The following is a 19,940-nucleotide window of genomic DNA, read 5'->3' as shown; positions in this document are numbered from 1 at the left end:
GGGGCCGCGGTTGGACTCACGCGGCCCGGAAACGACTGGGTCCCGGTTGAGCTGACTCAGGGCGCGGCGAGGCGCCCTCGTGTCACTTGCCGAGAAGCTTCTTGATCTTCGCGGCGTCACCCGGGGCCATCTCGGCGTTGCCGGTCAGGCGGCGCGTCACGCGGGACGACTTGTGCTCGAGCAGGTGGCGCTTGCCGGCGCGCTCACGCAGGACCTTGCCGGAACCGGTGACCTTGAAGCGCTTGCTGGCACCGCTGTGCGTCTTGTTCTTCGGCATAGCGCCGTTATCTCCTCGTCGGTGGCGCTCCGGTGCCCGGTCGCGAAAACCGGGCACGGTGGAACGTCGCTCTTGTATCGGTTACATCCTGGGACTCGCGCCCCTGGTGCTGACCTGGGGCGTTGACCCCGGGATCACGCCTCGGCATGCTCCTCGGCGGGCGCCTCGACCTCGGCCTCGGAATCGGCCTCGATCTCGGCGGCGTTCTGCGAACGGCCGGGGTTGGCCTTCGCATCCGCCTTGCGGGCCTCCTGCGCCTGACGGGCCTCGGCCATCGCCTCGGTCTTCTTCTTGTGCGGACCGAGAACCATGATCATGTTCCGGCCGTCCTGCTTCGGGTTCGACTCGACGAAACCGAGGTCCTGGACGTCCTCCGCGAGCCGCTGCAGCAGTCGGTAGCCCAGCTCGGGCCGGGACTGCTCGCGCCCACGGAACATGATCGTGATCTTGACCTTGTCGCCCTGCTTGAGGAACCGGACGACGTGACCCTTCTTGGTGTCATAGTCGTGCGGGTCGATCTTCGGCCGGAGCTTCATTTCCTTGATGACCGTGTGCGCCTGGTTCTTGCGCGCCTCACGGGCCTTCATGGCCGACTCGTACTTGAACTTCCCGTAGTCCATGAGCTTGCACACGGGCGGACGGGCGTTCGCCGCGACCTCGACCAGGTCCAGGTCGTACTCCTGCGCAAGCTCCAGCGCCTTGGCAAGCGGGACAATCCCGACCTGCTCGCCGCTGGGACCGACAAGTCGCACCTCGGGAACGCGAATCCGGTCGTTGATGCGGGGCTCGGTGCTGATGGATCCTCCTCGGTAGCACCACACGGCAGCCTGGCGGGCAGTCGCGTCACGTCTGTTTCCGTAAGACCTAACCGCACCGAAGCAGAAAAAATGCCCCGGACGATCACAGGCGGGGCTCCTCGAACTACCGGAACACCGCCGCGAGGATCGCGGGGCGCAGAATCGGACGGAACGCCGTCGCCGTGAACGGCGAAGCGACCGTCTGACCGGTGACCCGCCGCCCGTAGGGCAGTCGGGTGGGAGTTCGAAGCCTCCACTTGTGGGCCGGTTCAGCTAGCTGTGAGGCATACCTGTCCGGCCGGTCGTCACATCAGGCTAGCAGCAAAGCCGGGGCAGGGCTAATTGAGACGACCTGGGGCAAGTAAGAGCCTCCGCGCCCCTGCGCCTATCGTGTGGGGCATGAGTGAGACGCCCCTTCCCGGCCCCGGCGACGCCGAGCAGCCCGACTTCGACGAGATGACCCGCGACATCGCCGAGGTCCCCGCGGTCGAGGTGATCGTGACGGTCGCCGTCAACCTGATGAGCGCCGCGGCCGTGAAGCTCGGTCTGGCCCCACAAGAAGGGGAGGGCGACAAGTACAAGGACCTGGACGAGGCCCGCAAGCTGGTCACCGCCCTCGCCGGGCTGCTCGACGCGTCCGCGACCGAGATCAGCTCCTTCCACGCGGCCCCGCTGCGGGACGGCCTGAAGTCGCTCCAGCTGGCCTTCCGCGAGGCCTCGATCGTCCCCGACGAGCCCGGCCAGGGCCCCGGCGAGAAGTACACCGGCCCGGTCTACGGTTAGCCGCCGCTCAGTCCCGCACGTACAAGGGCTCGCCCGGAGGCGTGGTCCCGGCCGGCAGCAGTGCCAGGTCGAGGCCGCGCACCAGGCGGGCCCGCAGTGTCTCGTCCGCGGCCAGCCGCTCGGCGACGGCCCGGGCGGCCTCGGCGGGCGGTGCGGCGGCCGGGTCCAGGACCAGCGCCAGCGTCCCGTCGGCGGCCCCGGGCCCGAGGTGGGCGCGGAGCACGGCCGGCTCGGCGGCCACCGCGGCCCGGACGGCCCCGACCACGGCCGGGTCGGCGAGCGGGTCGGCGGTCGTACGCCCCTCGGCGAGGGCGAGCAGCGCGGCACCGGTCAGCTCGAACGGCACCGGCCCCGACAGGTCGAGCACCACCGTGTCGGCCTTCTCGTGCGCGGCGGCCTGCAGCGCCTGGTGCAGGGGTACGGCGACGGGCCGGGCAGCCGGGTCCCAGCGGGCCAGCGACTCGGTGGAGGTGAAGGCCGGCAGGGCGGTCCGGCCGCCCGCCTTCAGGGTGGGGACGGCCATGTCGCTGGTCTTCTCGCGGCGCAGCCCGTTCTCGTCCTCCTCGACCTCGCCGAGCACGGCGACCACCGGGACCAGGAGCCGGGCGCCCTTCAGCGCCTCCAGGACCGGCGCGACGGCGCCTCGGTCCGCGGCCCAGGCGGCCAGCGCGGCGGCCAGCCGGGGGTCGGCGGAGCCGTCGTCGTCGGAGAAGCCGGAGTCGGGAATGTTCTTGTTCGCCACGGTCCCCGACCCTATCGGTGGGATGCTGCTGCGGTTGTGCGGCCCCCGAAACCGGTTCGACACGGCTTTCACGGGAATCTCAGATTTCCCTGACCTACTTCTAACTTCCAACAAACGGCTCGCACAGTCGCCGCCCCGAGCATCGCGGGCATGGAGTCCCCCAGAGCCACCTCAGGATCCCGCCGGGCCCGCCGCCGCGCCCGGCCCCGGCGCCGGGCCCTTCTCTACGTCTCGCTCGCCACGGTCGCCGTCGTCGGGGTCACCGCGGCGGGGACGGTGTACGTGAAGGCGCACGCCCGCGACAACGCCGTATCCTCGGCGGCGTCGCCGGCGCCGTCCTCCTCGGCTTCGGCGAGTGGGGAGGCATCGGTGGAACCCGTGACGGAACCGGCCGTGGACCGGGACGCGCTGCTGGGGTCGGCGCTGGCCGAGGTCACCGTGCCGTCCGGGGCGAAGGTCTCGGCCGCCGTCCTCGACCTGGACTCCGGCGACAGCGCGGCCTACGGCCACTCGGCCTTCGACACCGCGAGCATCGTCAAGGTGGACATCCTGGCGACGCTGCTGCTCCAGGCGCAGGATGCCGGCCGGCACCTGACGGCGACGGAGAAGGCGTACGCCACGAAGATGATCGAGAACAGCGACAACACGTCGGCGTCCCAGCTGTGGGACGCCATCGGCAAGGCGGCGGGGCTCGACGCGGCGAACAAGCGGTTCGGGCTGACGTCGACCGAGGGCGGCGACGGGGCGCTGTGGGGGCTGACGCAGACCACGGCCGCCGACCAGCTCACGCTGCTCCAGCAGGTGTTCGGCGACGACTCGAAGCTGAGCGAGGCCTCGCGGGCGTATCTCCAGGGGCTGATGAAGACGGTCGAGTCGGACCAGCGGTGGGGGGTCTCGGCCGCGGCCGACGGTGCGGAGTTCGCGCTGAAGAACGGGTGGCTGGCGCGGAGCACGACCGGGTTGTGGGACGTGAACAGCATCGGGCGGGTGACGGTGGGCGGGACGGACTATCTGGTGGCCGTGCTGTCGAAGGGGACCGTGAGCCAGGCCAAGGGGATTTCCCTGGTGGAGGCGGCCGCGAAGGCGGCGGTGGGGTCCTTCGCGGAGTCTTCTGACTCGGCGTCTGCGTCGGCTTCGACTTCGACTTCGGCTTCGCAGTAGGGGGTGGCGACGTCGGTCTGCGGGCGGGTGCGGGCCGGTGGGGGCTGGCCGCGCAGTTCCCCGCGCCCCTTTGGGGCCGCGTTGCCCTCAGGGAGTTCTTCTGCGGCTCCGCCACAGGGCCACTGCCGCCACCAGCAGCAGGCCGCCCGAGCCGGCGGCCAGTGGGGCTGCCCAGTCGGTCGCGCTCGACGACTTCTCCTCCGGGTCCGGGCCCGAGCCGAAGTACTTCTTGCTGTACGACGCGGACGTCAGGTCCTGCGTCTTGAGCCTGGCCGCGGACTTGATGGCGGCGGCCGGGTCGATCATGCCGAAGCCGCGGGAGTCGTCGCGGCCGCCGGCCGGGGCGTCGCGGGCGGTGTCCTCCAGGAGTTTCTTGACCTGGGCCGGGGTGAGCCCGGGGTGGGCGGCCTTGATCAGGGCCACGGCACCGGAGACGAAGGCGGAGGCGGCGCTCGTCCCCCAGCCCTCGTAGTACTTGTGGTCCGGGTCGGCGATGACGATGTCGACGCCGGGCGCGCTGACCGTGGCGTACCAGCGGCGGGTGGAGAAGCCGGCGCGGGTGCCGAACTTGTCCACCGCGGTGGCGGCGATGACGCCCGGGTAGGCCGCCGGGTAGGAGATGTGGTCGCCCTTGTCGCCGCCGTTGCCGGCCGAGGCGACGACCACGACGTCCTTCTTCAGGGCGTACTGGATGGCCTCGTCCTCGCTGGGCTCGGGGTGCGCCGAGTCGGAGTCGTCGCCGAGGGAGAGGTTGATGACGTCGGCGCCGTGGTCGGCGGCCCAGCGGATGCCCTCGGCGAGGGCGTTGCCCCGGGTGGAGCGGGCCTTGGCGCGGGCGCTGTCGCCGTCTTCGAGGATGACCCGGACGGGCAGGATCCTGGCCTCGGGGGCGACCCCCATCACGCCGTCGCCGTTGCCGACCCCGTGGCCGTGACCAGCGATGATGCCGGCCATGGCGGTGCCGTGCCGGGCCCAGTCGCGGTCGCCGGGACCGGCGCCGAAACCGATCATGTCCTTGGCGGCCAGGACGTTGCCCGCGAGGTCCGGGTGGTCGGCCTCGACGCCGGTGTCCAGCACGGCGACGGTGATGCCCCTGCCCTTGGTGGTCTGCCAGGCCTCGTCCAGGTGGAGGGCGGACAGGCCCCACTGCTGGGCGCGGATGCTGTCCGCGTACGCGGTGGTGGACGGCAGCAGGGCGAGCGAGCCGGCCAGCAGCAGGCTCACCGCGGCCCCGGTGGCGCGGCGCTTCATGAGGGCTTCTCCGTTGCCTGACCGACGATGTTCTGGCGCAGCCGCCGTTCGACGCGGTCGGCCAGGCCCTCCGCCTCGTTGCCGAGGCCCGCCTGGGCCGCGGCCGTGGTGGCGCCGGACGCCTCGGCGTCGGCGGCGGGCTGCGGGGTGTCGACGGTACGGCCGTCGGCCCAGCCGGAGACGGCGTAGGCGACGACCGGGGCGTCGGCGAGGACGGAGATCGTCCACGAGGCGCGCTGGTGCGGGCCGAACCGCTCGGCGGCGGTGTCCTTCGCGGCGTACGGGAGGGGCAGCAGGTCGGTACGGCGGTCCAGGCGCTCGTCCGTGAACCGCTTGGCGAGGGCGGTCATGCCGGCCGCGTCGGCCTTGGTGAAGAGCAGGCCGACGGTCGTCACGTAGCTCTGGGTGGCGTCGGTGTAGGTGGCGCGGATCAGGCGCTGGCAGCCGACGGGCGCGAGGGCCTTGCGCAGCAGCGGGTCGAAGGCGCCGGTGCAGCCGGTGGCGGGGGCGACGGCGATCCGGGTCCAGGTGCGGTCGGCTCCGCCGGGGCCGGCGCCGGTGCCCTGCACGGTGCGCGGGAACAGCTCGTCGACGGGCACGTTGTGCCAGAGGCCGGCGGCGGAGGTGAAGCTGGTCGCCGCGGTCGCGTCACCGCCGTCGTCGACGATCCAGCCGCCGGTCACCGCGCCGCCGATGAGGCCGAGGCCGAGGACCATGCAGGCGGCGGCAGCGACCGTACGAGGCGCCACGCGACCGGCCAACGACAGCCCCCGCCCTCGCTCGTCGTACCCCTCGGGCTCACCGAAGGTCACAACGGGCCGCTCCCGGCCGGGAGTTCCCGCGGAGGCGTTCCAGGACATCGACGGGTCCGGGGCGGGGCCGAAGGGGTGTATCGGAGGAGCGGCGTCGCGGTAGGAAGGCGGAACGGGGGTGGCAGCGGGCGCGGGAGGCGGCACGGTGGCGGAGTCCGGGCGGGCCGGGGCCGGAGCGGCCGAGGACCGTGGCGGCGCCCCGGCCGCCGGGCGTGCGGTGCCGTCGACGGCCGGGAACGCCGTACCGGTCGACGACGAAGCGGCGGGACGCGGCTGGGCACCGCTGTCCGGGAGCCCCGCCGGACGCGGCGGAGCGGAGGCCGCCGGGCCACCCGGCCGAGCCAGCGCCTCGCCTGCCGGGGCCCCGGCTGCCGGAGGCACCGTCGGGCGCGGCGGGGCACCGGACGCCGGGAGGCCCGTCGGGCGCGCGGGCACGCCGGCCGACGCGGGCCCGGCCGGACGCGGGGGCGCACCGGCCCCCGGACCACGCACCGGACGCGAGGAACCGTCGGGCCCGGCAGACCCCGCGGGACGCGGGGGAACGCCGGTCGACGCGCGCCCTGCCGCGGGCGGTGTGGCGCCCGCCGCCGGAGGGTCCGCGGGACGCGAGGGAGGGCCGGCCGGGCGCGGTGGGGTGCCGGCCGTCGGGGCGGCTGTCGGGCGCGGTGGGGTGTCGGCGGACGGCGGCTGGGCCGGCCGGGGTGGCGGTGGGGTGGCCTTCGGGGGTGACGTGGGGCGTGGCGGGGCGGTCGGGACGGGGAACGTCCGCATGTGCGGGCTCCACGCGCTGCCCGAGCCCTGCGTGCCGATGGAGCTGGTCGGGTAGTCGCCGCGCTGCGGTTCGAGCCGTCCGGGCCCGGCCGCGCCGGACGGGCCGCCGGTCCGGTCATCGGACGGCGTGCCCGGGCGCGCGGCCGACGGCCCTGCGGCACCACGCCGCTCGTCCGGCTCCGACGACGGCTCCGGTTCCGCCGCCGCGCGGAAGGGGCGCGGCGGGACGGGGGGTTGCGACCCGGAATCCGCGCGCCGCGGCGACGGGCCCGGACCGTACGACAGCCGGAACGGCGGGGTCCGTCCGGGCTCCCGCGCGGGGGACGCGGGCGGTACGGCGCAGCCGGGCTCCCGGTCCGGGGGCGTCGACGGTCCCCGTCGGCCGGTCTCCCCACCGGTCTCCCTGCCGAATTCCCCACCGAAGAACGCCGCCGGTGTCGACGGCACCGCCCGACCGGGCTCCCGGGCGGAAGGCGCCGGGGGTCTGTCCGGGAAGCGGGCCGAGGCCGGTGGTGGCGGCAGGGGTGTGGTGGAGGTGTCCCGGGGCGGCTGGTCCTGCGGGGACCGGAGGCTGGGCCGGCGGGGCCGAACGATGTGTTCGGCGGACGTCGAGCGGCCGACAGTCCGGTCCCCCGTACCCTGTTCGACCTGCCCCACCGCACCGCCCCGACTCGTCCGGTCATCACGACTCTGCTGCCCACCGGGCCGTCCAGGCAGCTGGTCCTGCCCGGTGGTCCCGGCCCCACCAGTGGATACGTCCGGTCGCTGCGACCGGTTCATCCGGGCCGGCCGGTCGAAGAACCCGGGCCGGTCCGCCCGGCGGGGCGCGTCGGCCGTACCCGGGGCATCGCCCCGGCCGATCCCGCCGCCGCCCGGCCGGGTCCCGTCGGCCGGTGGCGCAGGCTCCCCGGTGGGGTCCGCAGGGGCGTGGTCGGACGAGGGGCGTCGTGGGATCGGGGCGTGCCGCGCTTCGCCGCTCATGCGCCCCCCGTTTCCTCGTGCCCGGGCCAACTCCTCGTACGGGCCGTCGTGCTCCCCGGTGCGAAGGCGTCCGCCCCCGGGCACGCATACCCGCACGCGCGGACCCGCATCCCGGCGCGGGTCAGGCGCCCGGTCGTTCCGCCGTACGTGCGCGTCACTCTACGGGTTGTGCGAGCGCGAACGGCAACCAGTCCACGGGCCCGCGGCATCTGCCCGGATCGTCCCCCTACCCTGCGGTAATCCTGTCTGGCAGGCTTCCTTCATGACTGCGCGCGCCGCCGACCGGGCCCGTTACGACCGGGCCACCGCCCATCTAGAGGCTCCCCTCGCGATCGTGGATCTGGAGGCCTTCGACGCCAACGCGGACGATCTCGTGCGGCGGGCCGGCGGCAAGCCGATCCGGGTCGCGAGCAAGTCCGTGCGCTGCCGCCACCTGCTGGAACGGGTGCTCGCCAAGGAGGGCTTCGCGGGGATCATGTCGTTCACACTCGCGGAGTCGCTGTGGCTCGCGCGGTCGGGGTTCGACGACATCCTGCTGGCGTATCCGTCCGCCGACCGGAACGCGTTCGCCGAGCTGGCCGCCGATCCGAAGCTGGCCGCCGCCGTGACCGTGATGATCGACGACCCGGCGCACCTCGACCTGATCGACGTCGCCCGGGACGGCGGGAGCGAAGTGGTCCGGGTCTGCCTGGAGTTGGACACCTCGCTGAAGCTGTTCGGGGGCCGGGTGCGGGTCGGGGCCCGGCGTTCGCCGCTGTACTCCCCCGCCCAGCTCGCCGACCTCGCCCGGACCGTGGCCCGGCGCCCGGGCTTCAAGCTGGTCGGGATCATGGGGTACGAGGGGCACATCGCCGGGGTCGGGGACGACGTCGCCGGCCGGCCGCTGCGCTCCCGCGCGGTGCGGCTGATGCAGGCCACCGCCCGCCGTGAGCTGGCCGAGCGGCGGGCCGCGGTGGTGCGGGCGGTCCGGGCGGTGGCGCCGGACCTGGAGTTCGTCAACGGCGGCGGCACGGGCAGCGTGCAGACCACGGCGGCGGAGGACGCGGTCACCGAGATAGCGGCCGGGTCGGGTCTGTACGTGCCGCGTCTCTTCGACAACTACACGTCGTTCACCGGCCGTCCGGCCGCCCTGTTCGCCATGCCGGTGGTCCGGCGGCCCGGTGTCGGGGTCGTGACCGTCCTCGGCGGCGGCTACCCGGCCTCGGGTGCCCCGGGACCCGACCGGCTCCCGGTGCCGTACCTCCCGGAGGGGCTGTCGTACGACCCTCAGGAGGGCCCCGGCGAGGTGCAGACCCCGCTGCTCGGCTCGGCGGCGGACGACCTGCTGATCGGCGACAAGGTGTGGTTCCGGCACGCCAAGGCGGGCGAGCTGTGCGAGCGGTTCGCCGAGCTGCGGCTGGTCGAGGGCGACCGGGTGACGGCGACCGTACCGACGTACCGGGGTGAAGGGCACACCTTCCTCTAACCCACTGGGCGGATGCCGCCGGTGATCTTGTCCATGTCGGACAGCGGCGGTCCGTCCGGGCCCGCGTCGAAGACGAACCGGACGACGACGGGGGCCGGTACGCCGGTGTCGGACGGGAAGGCCAGGGACTGGACGTAGCCGCCCGGTCCGTCGGCGGTCCGCACCCTCCAGCGCACCAGGTAGCCGTCGCGGCCCGCCACGGCTACCTGTCCGGCCTTGACGACCCGGTGGGACCGGATGCCGCCGTACGGCCGCCGGCCGCCGGGGTCCCGGCCGTAGGCCGCCTCGGCCGCGTCGGGTACGTCCCGTTCGGCGACGGTGCGCGGGGAGGCACCGTCGGCGCTGCCCGCCGTCCGGCTGATGACCTGGCCGTGGCGGCACCGGCCGGTGTCGGCCGGGCAGGCGTAGGTGCCGTCGGTGGTCATCACGACGTCGTCCTGGGCGAGGTAGGAGGAGCCGGTCCAGCCGGCCGGCACCGGCAGGGTGATGCCGTTGAGCTGGTCGACGACGAGGGACCGGGGTGCCGCCGCGCTGGGGGCGGCACCGACCGCGGTGTCGGCCCGGCCGCCCGCCTCGTCGGTGCGGAGCACGGTCGCGCCGGTGACTATCGCCGTCGCCAGCACGGCGGCGGCGGACGTCAGCGCGACCGCCTTGGCCCGCCCGGGCGCCCGCGCCGCCGGGTTCGGCGGCGCGGGGAGGCCGGTCGGGGTGCGCCGGTGCTCGGTCCAGGCCCGTCCGTCCCACCAGCACTCCAGGTGCGGGGCCTCGGGGTCGGCGTACCAGCCGGGCGGCGGCGTCATGCTCACTCCCGCACTGTAGGGCGGGGGCGGGGGTCCGTACACGGAGTCCTAGAGGGGCGTGACGTACGCCCCAGAGATCCCGCCGTCCACCAGGAAGTCGCTGGCGTTGACGAAGGAGGAGTCGTCGCTGGCCAGGAAGGCGACGGCGGCGGCGATCTCCTCGGCCTCGGCGAACCGGCCGAGCGGGATGTGCACGAGGCGGCGGGCGGCGCGCTCGGGGTCCTTGGCGAACAGCTCCTGGAGGAGCGGGGTGTTGACCGGTCCGGGGCAGAGCGCGTTGACGCGGATGCCCTCCCGGGCGAACTGCACGCCCAGTTCACGGGACATGGCGAGGACGCCGCCCTTGGAGGCGGTGTAGGAGATCTGGCTGGTCGCCGCGCCCATCCTCGCCACGAAGGACGCGGTGTTGATGATGGAGCCCCTGCCCTGCCGCCGCATGTAGGGGATGGCGGCCTTGCAGCACAGGTAGACGGAGGTGAGGTTGACCTCCTGGACGCGCTTCCAGGCCTCCAGGCCGGTCTCCAGGATGGAGTCGTCGTCGGGCGGTGAGATGCCGGCGTTGTTGAAGGCGATGTCGACGCTGCCGTAGGTGTCGAAGGCCGTCTTGAAGAGCGCCTCGACCTGTTCGGCGTCGGTGACGTCGACCTTCACGAAGACGCCGCCCACCTCCTCGGCGGCGGCCTTGCCGCGGGCCTCGTCGACGTCGCCGCAGACGACGTGGGCGCCCTCGGAGGCGAGCCGCCTGGCGGTGGCGAGGCCGATGCCGCTGCCGGCTCCGGTGATGACGGCGGTACGGCCGACGAGGCGGCGGCAGACGATCTCAGGGGTCTCAGCGGTCACTGTGCGGGGCCCTCCGTGCTGATGAAGACGTTCTTGGTTTCGGTGAAGGCGGTGAGCGCGTCCGGACCGAGTTCGCGGCCGATCCCCGACTGCTTGAAGCCGCCGAAGGGGGTCCAGTAGCGGACGCTGGAGTGGGAGTTGACGGACAGGTTGCCGGCCTTGACGGCCTGGGAGACGCGCAGGGCGCGGCCGACGTCCCGGGTCCAGATCGAGCCGGAGAGGCCGTACTCGGTGTCGTTCGCGAGGCGGACGGCGTCGGCCTCGTCCTCGAAGGGGAGGACCACGGCGACGGGTCCGAAGACCTCCTCGGCGGCCACGCGCGCGCGTGGGTCGACGCCGGTGAGGACGGTCGGCGGGAACCAGAAGCCGGGGCCTTCGGGGGCCTTGCCGCGGATGCCGGGCGCGTCGGCGTCGACGTACGAACGGACGCGTTCCAGCTGGGCCTTGGAGATCAGCGGGCCCATGTCCGTCCGCTCGTCGGCCGGGTCGCCGACGGTGACGGACTCGATGGCGGGGGCGAGGAGTTCCAGGAAGCGGTCGTGGACCGACCGTTGGACGAGGATGCGGGTGCGGGCGCAGCAGTCCTGGCCGGAGTTGTCCAGGAAGGACATGGGGGCGACGGCCGCGGCGGCCTCGAGGTCGGCGTCGGCGAAGACGAGGTTGGGGCTCTTGCCGCCGAGTTCGAGGGTCACGCGCTTCACCTGGTCGGCACAGAGCGCCATGATGCGCTTGCCGACGCGGGTGGAACCGGTGAACACGATCTTGGCGACGCCGGGGTGGCGGACCAGCGCCTCGCCCGCGATGTCGCCGCGGCCGGGGAGCACCTGGAAGAGGTGCTCGGGGAGGCCTGCCGCCAGGGCGAGTTCGGCGAGGCGGAGGGCGGTGAGCGGGGTCGTCTCGGCGGGCTTGAGGATCACCGCGTTGCCGGCGGCGAGGGCGGGGGCGGTGCCCCAGGCCGCGATGGGCATGGGGAAGTTCCAGGGGGCGATGACGCCGACCACCCCGAGGGGTTCGAGGAGGGTGACGTCGAGGCCGCCGGGGACCGGGATCTGCCGGCCGGTGAGCCGTTCCACTCCCCCGGCGGCGTAGTCGAGCAGGTCGCGGACGTTGCCGGCCTCCCAGCGGGCGTTGCCGACGGTGTGCCCGGCCTCCCGGACCTCCAGCTGGGCGAGTTCCTCGCGGTGTTCGTCGACGGCGACGGCGAACCGGCGCAGCAGCCGGGCCCGTTCGCCGGGCGCGAGGGCGGCCCACCGCTCCTGGGCGCGCGCGGCCCGGCGTACGGCGGTGTCGACGTCCGCCTCCAGGGCCCCCGGGACGGTTGCGATCACCTCCTCCGTGGCCGGGTCGAGGACGTCGAGTTCGTACTGTTGCGACAAGGGGTGCCTCACATGCGTTCGAAGGAGCGGCGCAGCTCCCAGTCGGTCACCGCGGCGTCGAAGGCCTCCAGTTCGACGCGGGCCATGTTGCGGTAGTGCGCGACGACCTCGTCGCCGAAGGCGGCCTTGGCGACGGGGCTGTTCTCCCAGAGCTCGGCGGCCTCGCGGAGGGTGGTCGGGACGTGTGCGAAGTCGGCGGTGTAGGCGTTGCCGGGGCAGGCCTCGGGGAGTTCCAGCTTCTGCTCGATGCCGTAGAGCCCGGCGGCGACCAGGCCGGCGACGGCGAGGTGCGGGTTGACGTCGCCGCCGGGCAGCCGGTTCTCGAAGCGCAGGGAGCGGCCGTGGCCGACGACGCGCAGCGCACAGGTGCGGTTGTCCGGGCCCCAGGCGACGGCGGTGGGGGCGAAGGAGCCCGGCTGGAACCGCTTGTAGCTGTTGATGTTGGGGGCGTAGAGCAGCGAGAAGTCGCGGAGGGCGGCGAGCTGTCCGGCGAGGAAGTGCCGCATCACGTCGGACATGCCGGGCCCGTCGGGGTCGGCGAAGACGTTGCGGCCGTCCGCGTCCGTCAGCGAGAGGTGGATGTGGCAGGAGTTGCCCTCCCGCTCGTTGTACTTGGCCATGAAGGTGAGGGAGACGCCCTCCTGGGCGGCGATCTCCTTGGCGCCGGTCTTGTAGATCGCGTGCTGGTCGCAGGTGGTCAGGGCCTCGTCGTAGCGGAAGGCGATCTCGTGCTGCCCGGGGTTGCACTCGCCCTTGGCGGACTCGACGGTCAGCCCGGCGCCCGCCATCTCGTTGCGGATCCGGCGCAGCAGGGGCTCGATCCGGCCGGTCCCCAGCACCGAATAGTCGATGTTGTACTGGTTGACCGGGGTCAGCCCCCGGTAGTTCGCGTCCCAGGCCGCCTCGTAGGTGTCCTTGAACACGATGAACTCCAGCTCCGTACCGACCTGTGCGGTGTAGCCGAGTTCGGCGAGGCGCTCCAGCTGGCGGCGGAGGATCTGGCGGGGCGCGGCGACGACCGGGGAGCCGTCGTTCCAGGCGAGGTCGGCGATGAGCATCGCCGTGCCCGCGTTCCAGGGCACGCGGCGGAGGGTGGCGAGGTCGGGGTGCATGGCGAAGTCGCCGTAGCCGCGGTCCCAGGAGGACATGGCGTAGCCGTCGACGGTGTTCATCTCGGTGTCGACGGCGAGGAGGTAGTTGCAGCCCTCGGTGCCGTGGCGCAGGACCTCGTCGAGGAAGAAGCGGGCGGCGAACCGCTTGCCCTGCAGCCGCCCTTGCATGTCGGGGAAGGCGAGGACGACAGTGTCGATCTCACCGCTCGCGACGAGGGTGTGCAGTTCCTCGACGCTCAGCGGGGGTGTGCGGTCTGCCACGGGGGAGCTCCTTCGGCTTCTTTCACGATGGTGCTGTGCTTCTGTGGCCGGGGCGGGAGCTCTAAGGTATTGGTGAGAACCATTGCTTGGGAAGGGGGTACGGCCATATGTCGCTGGACGCGGACGGCGCCCTCGACGATCCGTTGACTCCGGTGCTGCGACCGGTGCGGGCGGGCAACGGCTTCGAGGAGGCGCTGGAGCAGATCCTCCAGGTGGTCCGGCTGGGGCTGGTCCCGGGCGGTGAACGGCTGCCCGCCGAGCGGGTGCTGGCGGAGCGGCTCGGGATCAGCCGGGTGACGCTGCGCGAGGTCCTGAAGGTGCTCCAGGACCAGGGACTGGTGGAGTCCCGGCGCGGCCGGTACGGCGGGACGTTCGTGCTGCCGCGCGCGGACGCGGGCGGCGAGGACGAGCTGCGGCGCCGGATCACCGAGGTCGACATCGAGGACGTGCTGCGCTTCCGGGAGGTTTTGGAGGTGGGCGCGGCGGGCCTGTGCGCGGCGCACGGCCTCTCCGGCGAGCAGGCGCTCCGCCTCCGCGAGGCGCTGGCCCGCACCCACGAGGCGCCACTGGCGGACTACCGCCGCCTCGACACCCTGCTCCATCTCACCATCGCCGAACTGTGCGGCTCGCCCTCCCTCACCGCCCAGTACGCGGCCGTACGGGCCACGGTCAACGACCTCCTGGACTGCATCCCGCTCCTGGTGCGCAACCTGGAGCACTCGCAGCGCCAGCACATCGCGCTGGTGGAGGCGGTGCTGGACGGGGACGCGGACGGCGCGCGGGAGATGATGCGGGAGCACTGCGCGGGGACGGCGGCGCTGCTGCGGGGCTTTCTGGCGTAGTGGCCCGTGCGCATGTCATAAAGGTAGGCACGCGCACCTTTGTGACACGGGAGGGGACCATGACCCGAGGACGGCCGCTGATCGGCGTGAGCACATACCTGGAGGCCGGGGCGCGCTGGGGCGTCTGGGAGCTGGAGGCGGCCCTGCTGCCGGCCGGCTACCCGCGGCTGGTCCAGCGGGCCGGGGGGCTGGCGGCGATGCTACCGCCGGACGCGCCGGAGCATGCGGCGGCGGCGGTGGCCCGCCTGGACGGCCTGGTGATCGCGGGCGGCCCGGACGTGGAGCCGGTCCGTTACGGGGCCGAACCCGACCCCCGCACCGGGCGTCCCGCGCGCGCCCGGGACGCCTGGGAACTCGCCCTCATCGACGCGGCGCTGGCCGCGGGTGTACCGCTGCTCGGCATCTGCCGCGGCATGCAGCTCCTGAACGTCGCGCTCGGCGGCACCCTCGTCCAGCACATCGACGGCCACGCGGAGGTGCCGGGTGTCTTCGGCCGCCACCCGGTCAAGCCGGTCCCCGGCACGCGGTACGCGGAGACGGTCCCGGAGGAGACCTCCGTGCCCACCTTCCACCACCAGGCGGTGGACCGCCTCGGAACAGGCCTGCTGCCGTCGGCCCACGCGGCCGACGGCACGATCGAGGCGGTCGAACTGCCCGCCGAGCGCGGCTGGGTTCTCGGGGTCCAGTGGCATCCCGAGATGGGCGATGACCTGCGGGTGATGCGCGCACTGGTCAACGCCGCGTCGGAGTCCTGAACCAGCTTTCCGCCCCCGCCGCCCCTACCCGTCCCATCCTCCAGGGGGGGGTGCCCCCCTTCGACCGCCCACTTCGGGTGCTGCCGCCCCCGGCCCCCCGCTTCGGCCTCCGGCCTCGTCCTCAAACGCCGGACGGGCTGGAGGGGAGGTACCCGACCGCCCTCCGACCTCAGCCACCCGGACGGGCAGGAGGGCCTACCGACCAACCTCCGGCCTCAGACGCCCGGACGGGCAGGAGGGGCACCGGACGGCCTCCGTCCGCAGACTCCCGCACGGGCAAGAGGGGGCGCCGGCCGGCCTTCACCCGCGGGCGCCCGGACGGGCAGGAGGGCGTACCGACCAACCTCCGTCCGCAGACACCCGCATGGGCAGGAGGGCCTACCGACCAACCTTCGGCCTCAGACGCCCGGACGGGCAGGAGGGGCACCGGACGGCCTCCGTCCGCAGACTCCCGCACGGGCAGGAGGGGGCGCCGGCCGGCCTTCACCCGCAGGCGCCCGGACGGGCTGGAGGGCGTACCGATCAGCCTTCGGCCTCAGACGCCCGGGCGGGCTGGAGGGGGTACGGACGGCCTTTGCCCTCGGGCGCCCGGACATGGCGAAGCCGGACGGGCTGTCTTTCGGCCGTTCCTCTTCGAGTGACCGAGTCGGGGGTGGGTGGGCGGAGGGTTTTGGGGGTGCAGGGGTCCCTGGAGGGGTCAGGTGCGGGTGAGGGAGAGCAGGTCGCGGGCCGGGCCCGTGGGGCGGTGGCCTGTGGGCCAGACGGCTCGTAGGTCGCGGCGTAGGGCGATGCCCTCCAGGGGGATGCCGACCAGGCGTCGCGTCGACAGCTCCTCCCCCACCGCCAGTTCGCTGAGGACCGCCGGGCCTGCGCCGCTGACGGCCGACGCCTTCACGGCCGTGGTCGAGGAGAGTTCGATCAGGGGGCGGGCCAGGCCGCCCAGCGCCGCGTCGAGGACCTGGCGGGTGCCGGAGCCGCGTTCGCGGAGGATGAGGGGGGTGGCCGCCAGTTCTTCCGCCGCGAGCGGACGCCGGCGGCGGGCCCAGGGGTGGGCGGGGGCGACCACGACGATCAGGCGGTCGTGGGCTATCACCGCCGAGTCCAGGCCGTGCGGGACCGAAAGGCCCTCCACGAACCCCAGGTCCGCCTCGTCCGCGAGCAGCCGTTCCGCGACCGCCGCCGAGTTGCCGGCCAGCAGGGACACCGCCGTGTCGGGTCGCTGCGCGCGCAGCGCGAGCAGCCAGCCGGGAAGCAGGTACTCGGCGATCGTCATGCTCGCCGCGACCCGCAGCCGCGAGTCGCGCCGGTCCCGGAGCGCCTGGGTCCCCGCGTCGAAGGCCTCCGCCGCCTCCACCACCCGCCGCGCCCAGTCCGTCACCAGCGCTCCCGCGTCGGTGAGCCGGGAGCCGCGCGGTGAGCGGTCGACGAGGGCCACGCCCAGCTGCCGTTCCATCGAGCGGATCCGGCTGCTGGCCGCGGGCTGGGTGATGCCGACCTCCCGGGCCGCCGCCCCGAGACTGCCGAGCCGGGCCACCGCCAGCAGCAGTTCCAGCGCCCCGAGATCCGGTACCCGGTGTGCCAGCGTGCCGCCGCCCGCCCGTTCCTCCGTCTCGCTCATAAGACCAGCTTATGCCCCCATAGAGACGGACTCCCTGGTTGCGGGCGGGGAGCGGCGGGACGGTGGACCCATGGTCACCGCAGTCCGGCATCTCGGCCCCAACTGGTACGCGTCCGTCATGGGCACCGCGGCCCTCGCCCTCGGCGGCGCCGCACTCGGCGCCGACGGCCCGCGCGAGCTCTTCGTCGGCATCTGGGCACTGTCCCTGCTGCAACTCCTGGTCCTGCTGGCCGCCCGCGCCCTGCACTGGGCCTGCCACCGCGACCAGGCCCTCGCCCACCTCCGCGACCCCGCGGTCGCCCCCTTCTACGGCTGCCTCGCCATGGCCCTGCTCGCCGTCGGCGCCGGTGCCCTCGCCCTCGGACGGGACTGGATCGGCGAACCGGCCGCCGTCGCGCTCGACTCCGTGCTGTTCGTCGCCGGTACCGCCGTGGGGCTCGCGGCCGCCGTCGCCGTGCCGTACCTGCTGGCCGTACGGCACCGGGTCGAGCCCGGGCAGGCCGCTCCGGCCTGGCTGCTGCCCCTGGTCGCGCCCATGGTGTCGGCCGCGGTGGGTCCCCAGCTGGTCCCGCACCTGCCGCCCGGGCAGCCCCGCGAGGCGCTGCTCTACGGCTGCTTCGCGCTCTTCGGGCTGAGCCTGCTGACCACGCTGCTGATGCTGACGCTCGTCTTCGCCCGGCTGGTCACCCGCGGTCCGCTGCCGCTCGCGCTGACGCCGACGATCTTCCTGGTGCTGGGCCCGCTCGGGCAGTCGACGACGGCCACGGGCGCCTTCGCCGACCTCGCTCCCGGGGTCGTACCGGCACCGTACGCGGCCGGTTTCGGCCTTCTCGCCGTGCTGTACGGCGTTCCGGTCATGGGGTTCGCCCTGCTGTGGCTGGCGCTGGCGACCGCGCACGTGGTGCGGGCCCGGCGGCACGGCATGCGGTTCGCGATGACGTGGTGGGCCTTCACCTTCCCCGTGGGCACGTGCGTCACGGGCGCCGCCGCGCTCGGCCGGCACACCGGGCTCGCGGCGTACGACTGGCTGGCGGTGGGTCTGTACGGCCTGCTCGTCGCCGGCTGGCTCGCGGCGGCCTCCGGCACCGTACGCGGGCTGCTCAGCGGTGAGCTGCTCGCAGCGCCTCGCCCAGCACCCGCGGCGCCTCGGCCAGTGACGGTCCATACCACGTCAGGTGCCGTCCGCTGAGCAGGGCGCACGGCAGGCCGGGGAACGCCTCCGGGCCGTCGACGGCGGTGAAGCGGTAGGGCTCGTCCGGGAGGACGACCAGGTCGGGGGCCGCGTCGAGCAGTTCGTCCAGCGGGATCCGGGGGTAACGCCCGGGGTGGTCCTCGAAGAGGTTGCGGACCCCCAGCCGGGCCAGCACGTCCCCCGCGAACGTGGCCCTGCCCAGGACCATCCACGGCCGCCGCCAGATCGGTACGACAGCGGTCGTGCCGCCGGGGCCGGCGGGCGTCGGTGCCGACCACGCCCGCTCCGCCTCGTCCAGCCAGCGGGGGCGGCCGCTCGCCCCGCACGCGGTCAGGACCCGCTCCAGTTCACGGAACGCCTGCGGCACGCCGCGCACCTCGGTGACCAGGACCGGCACGCCGGCGGTGCGCAGGGCGTCCAGGTCGGGGGCGCGGTTCTCCTCCTCGTTGGCGATCACCAGGTCGGGCGCGAGGGCGAGGATGCGGTCGAGGGCGGGGTTCTTGGTGCCGCCGATGCGGGTGAGGTCGAGGTCGGCCGGGTGGGTGCACCAGTCGGTGGCGCCGACGAGGACCTCGGGCAGCGTCTCCGCGATTGCCTCGGTGAGGGAGGGCACCAAGGAGACGACGCGCCGTGGTGCTCTGCCGGTCCGTTGTGGTTGCGCGCGCAGTTCCCCGCGCCCCGTACGGGGCGCAGCGCGGGGCGCTTCAGCGCTGGCGATCCTGGACCGCCTCGATGTGTTCCGCCACCGCGACCACGACGACCCGGGTGTCGGGGACCGTCGCGCGCCAGCGGTGGCGGACTCCACCGGTGAGGTAGAGGGTGTCGCCGCGGCCGAGGCGGTAGGCGCGGCCCTCGGCCTCGACCTCCACGGCGCCGTCGGCGACGTACATCAACTCGTCGTTGCGGTGCTGGAATTCGCGGCCGGCTTCGTGGTCGCCGGTGAACTCCGAGGCGTGCAGCTGGTGGTGACCGCGGACCAGGGAACGCACCCGGGGCGCGAAGTCCGGCTCGTTGGTGTCGTCGGCCCGTACGACGTCGACGCTGCACGCCGGGTCGGCGGCGGCGAGGAGTTCGACGGCCGTGGTGCGCAGCGCGTCGGCGAGCTTCTCCAGGGAGGTGCGGCTGGGGCGGGCCCTGTCGTTCTCGACCTGGCTCAGGAAGGGCACCGACAGGCCGCTGCGCTCGGCCACGACGGCGAGGGTGAGTTCCAGCGCACGGCGGCGCCGCCGGACTGCCGCGCCCACCCGCACGGGCTGCTGGTCTTTGTGGTCGCCCATCGCTCCGGCTCCCTCCTTCGCTCGTCGTTCCGTCCTTCGGGCGCCCGGCTCCGGCCAGGCCCCTCCTGATGGGTTCTCTGCACCCTACGCATGTTCGGCAAACCGTTTCAGGCGGCCGTCACATCCCTGTCACGTCCGGTGAGCGCGACCCTCACAGTTCGCGCCAGTACACGAGCCCGCCGGACTCGCCGGGCACGCACTCCTCCTTGGGGATGAACACGCTGCCCAGGAGGGCCGCGCGGCCGTCGGGGTCGGTCAGCCGTGCGGTCTGCGGACCGGCGTAGGCGCGGCTGCCGCCGGGGGCGCGCGGGCCCAGCCGGCCGGCCCGGCCGGAGGCGTCGTCGTAGGCATGAACGGACCAGCCCCGAAAGTGGTTCCGCAGGCGCGGGCCCTCGATCAGGACGAGGGGGCACCCCAGGAGTTCGACGCGCGAACGGTCGCCGATGTTCCCGACGGTGTCCCGGGCGCCGAGTGCCTGGTCGAGGCGGTGGTCCGGGCGGACCCGCCGGACGGTGAAGTCCCGCAGGGTGGAGGGGAGTTGGCGGTCGACGGCGCGGTCGGTGCGGTGGCGGCCGGTCAGTTCCACGGTGTCGCCGTGGACCGCGGTGCCGTCGGCGGTGCCCTCGGCCCAGCGGGACTGGGCGCGGGGCGCGTCGAACGCACGGTCGGCCGTCTCGGGCGGCAGGACGAAAGGCTTGGGCAGGGCCGTAGCGCTATGTGGTTGGCCGGATCCTTTTCGTAGGCGGAGACCCGTCCACCGCTGCCGCGGGCCGCGGGGAGGACCGGCCGGCGCCGGGAACCGGTCGCTGTCGGTGCCGTACGGCATG

Annotated in this window: 19 protein-coding genes; 6 read left to right on the top strand and 13 right to left on the bottom strand. The window is 73.9% G+C overall.

The genetic code is table 11. The features are described from left to right. Positions 1-82: 82 nt before the first annotated feature. Positions 83-277, bottom strand: coding sequence for a 50S ribosomal protein L35 (gene rpmI / locus ACGF5O_RS25180; RefSeq protein ID WP_016576627.1), 195 nt, complete (start codon positions 275-277; stop codon positions 83-85). Positions 278-411: 134 nt separating this feature from the next. Further along, positions 412-1,098, bottom strand: a complete 687-nt coding sequence (gene infC, locus ACGF5O_RS25175; RefSeq protein ID WP_393812124.1) for a translation initiation factor IF-3 — start codon at positions 1,096-1,098, stop codon at positions 412-414. Between the two features lie 375 nt (positions 1,099-1,473). Between infC and ACGF5O_RS25170 the strand changes: the two genes are divergently transcribed. Then, positions 1,474-1,857 carry a DUF1844 domain-containing protein gene (locus ACGF5O_RS25170; RefSeq protein ID WP_384038360.1) on the top strand — a complete coding sequence of 128 codons (384 nt, stop codon included), beginning with the start codon at positions 1,474-1,476 and terminating at the stop codon, positions 1,855-1,857. A gap of 7 nt (positions 1,858-1,864) precedes the next feature. Here the strand turns inward: ACGF5O_RS25170 and ACGF5O_RS25165 are convergent, their stop codons facing one another. Further along, positions 1,865-2,599: an SseB family protein gene (locus ACGF5O_RS25165; protein ID WP_362649084.1), complete on the bottom strand. Its 735-nt coding sequence runs from the start codon at positions 2,597-2,599 to the stop codon at positions 1,865-1,867. Positions 2,600-2,749: 150 nt separating this feature from the next. Here ACGF5O_RS25165 and ACGF5O_RS25160 point away from each other — a divergent pair, with 150 nt between their 5' ends. Continuing rightward, on the top strand, positions 2,750-3,760 hold the full coding sequence (locus tag ACGF5O_RS25160) for a serine hydrolase (RefSeq protein WP_393812123.1): 1,011 nt from the start codon (positions 2,750-2,752) through the stop codon (positions 3,758-3,760). An 87-nt stretch (positions 3,761-3,847) separates the two neighbouring features. Here the strand turns inward: ACGF5O_RS25160 and mycP are convergent, their stop codons facing one another. Together mycP and ACGF5O_RS25150 are read right to left on the bottom strand one after the other, a co-directional pair. Next, complete coding sequence (gene mycP / locus ACGF5O_RS25155; RefSeq protein ID WP_393812122.1) at positions 3,848-5,011, bottom strand: type VII secretion-associated serine protease mycosin; 1,164 nt, start codon at positions 5,009-5,011, stop codon at positions 3,848-3,850. Beyond that, a complete protein-coding gene (locus ACGF5O_RS25150) occupies positions 5,008-5,823 on the bottom strand; it encodes a hypothetical protein (RefSeq protein WP_393812121.1) in 816 nt (271 codons plus the stop codon). The genes mycP and ACGF5O_RS25150 overlap by 4 nt, the downstream gene beginning before the upstream one ends. Before the next feature lie 2,014 nt (positions 5,824-7,837). Between ACGF5O_RS25150 and ACGF5O_RS25145 the strand changes: the two genes are divergently transcribed. Continuing rightward, the gene (locus tag ACGF5O_RS25145; RefSeq protein WP_393812120.1) at positions 7,838-9,040 is read left to right on the top strand and encodes an amino acid deaminase/aldolase; all 1,203 of its coding nucleotides are present in this window, start codon (positions 7,838-7,840) and stop codon (positions 9,038-9,040) included. Here ACGF5O_RS25145 and ACGF5O_RS25140 read toward each other — a convergent pair. Genes ACGF5O_RS25140 through ACGF5O_RS25125 form a run of 4 tightly spaced genes read right to left on the bottom strand, consistent with a single transcriptional unit; the run spans position 9,037 to position 13,429 of the window. Then, positions 9,037-9,840: a DUF2510 domain-containing protein gene (locus tag ACGF5O_RS25140; protein ID WP_393812338.1), complete on the bottom strand. Its 804-nt coding sequence runs from the start codon at positions 9,838-9,840 to the stop codon at positions 9,037-9,039. The genes ACGF5O_RS25145 and ACGF5O_RS25140 overlap by 4 nt on opposite strands. 48 nt (positions 9,841-9,888) lie before the next feature. Further along, the gene (locus tag ACGF5O_RS25135) at positions 9,889-10,680 is read right to left on the bottom strand and encodes a 3-oxoacyl-ACP reductase (RefSeq protein WP_393812119.1); all 792 of its coding nucleotides are present in this window, start codon (positions 10,678-10,680) and stop codon (positions 9,889-9,891) included. Then, a complete protein-coding gene (locus ACGF5O_RS25130; RefSeq protein ID WP_393812118.1) occupies positions 10,677-12,056 on the bottom strand; it encodes an aldehyde dehydrogenase family protein in 1,380 nt (459 codons plus the stop codon). Before ACGF5O_RS25130 ends, ACGF5O_RS25135 begins: the two co-directional genes overlap by 4 nt. Before the next feature lie 8 nt (positions 12,057-12,064). Further along, complete coding sequence (locus tag ACGF5O_RS25125; RefSeq protein WP_393812117.1) at positions 12,065-13,429, bottom strand: glutamine synthetase family protein; 1,365 nt, start codon at positions 13,427-13,429, stop codon at positions 12,065-12,067. 107 nt (positions 13,430-13,536) lie between these two features. Here ACGF5O_RS25125 and ACGF5O_RS25120 point away from each other — a divergent pair, with 107 nt between their 5' ends. Then, on the top strand, positions 13,537-14,271 hold the full coding sequence (locus tag ACGF5O_RS25120; protein ID WP_393812116.1) for a FadR/GntR family transcriptional regulator: 735 nt from the start codon (positions 13,537-13,539) through the stop codon (positions 14,269-14,271). A gap of 59 nt (positions 14,272-14,330) precedes the next feature. After that, positions 14,331-15,026: a gamma-glutamyl-gamma-aminobutyrate hydrolase family protein gene (locus ACGF5O_RS25115; protein WP_393812115.1), complete on the top strand. Its 696-nt coding sequence runs from the start codon at positions 14,331-14,333 to the stop codon at positions 15,024-15,026. Positions 15,027-15,723: 697 nt separating this feature from the next. Here ACGF5O_RS25115 and ACGF5O_RS25110 read toward each other — a convergent pair. Beyond that, positions 15,724-16,644: a LysR family transcriptional regulator gene (locus tag ACGF5O_RS25110; RefSeq protein WP_393812114.1), complete on the bottom strand. Its 921-nt coding sequence runs from the start codon at positions 16,642-16,644 to the stop codon at positions 15,724-15,726. A gap of 70 nt (positions 16,645-16,714) precedes the next feature. On the opposite strand from ACGF5O_RS25110, the gene ACGF5O_RS25105 reads away from it, so the two are divergent. Next, a complete protein-coding gene (locus tag ACGF5O_RS25105) occupies positions 16,715-17,833 on the top strand; it encodes a TDT family transporter (protein ID WP_393812113.1) in 1,119 nt (372 codons plus the stop codon). Here ACGF5O_RS25105 and ACGF5O_RS25100 read toward each other — a convergent pair. The 3 genes from ACGF5O_RS25100 to ACGF5O_RS25090 form a co-directional block, all read right to left on the bottom strand. Further along, positions 17,745-18,449, bottom strand: a complete 705-nt coding sequence (locus ACGF5O_RS25100) for a helical backbone metal receptor (protein WP_393812112.1) — start codon at positions 18,447-18,449, stop codon at positions 17,745-17,747. The genes ACGF5O_RS25105 and ACGF5O_RS25100 overlap by 89 nt on opposite strands. Positions 18,450-18,540: 91 nt before the next feature. Next, complete coding sequence (locus tag ACGF5O_RS25095; protein ID WP_393812111.1) at positions 18,541-19,113, bottom strand: helix-turn-helix domain-containing protein; 573 nt, start codon at positions 19,111-19,113, stop codon at positions 18,541-18,543. 151 nt (positions 19,114-19,264) lie between these two features. Further along, positions 19,265-19,939, bottom strand: a complete 675-nt coding sequence (locus tag ACGF5O_RS25090) for a hypothetical protein (protein ID WP_393812110.1) — start codon at positions 19,937-19,939, stop codon at positions 19,265-19,267. Position 19,940: the final 1 nt, after the last annotated feature.

The sequence above is a fragment of the Streptomyces sp. NPDC048291 genome (assembly GCF_043201715.1).
Lineage (GTDB): Bacteria > Actinomycetota > Actinomycetes > Streptomycetales > Streptomycetaceae > Streptomyces.
Note: the sequence above shows the minus strand (reverse complement) of the source record. Positions and strands in the feature narration are given on the sequence as shown.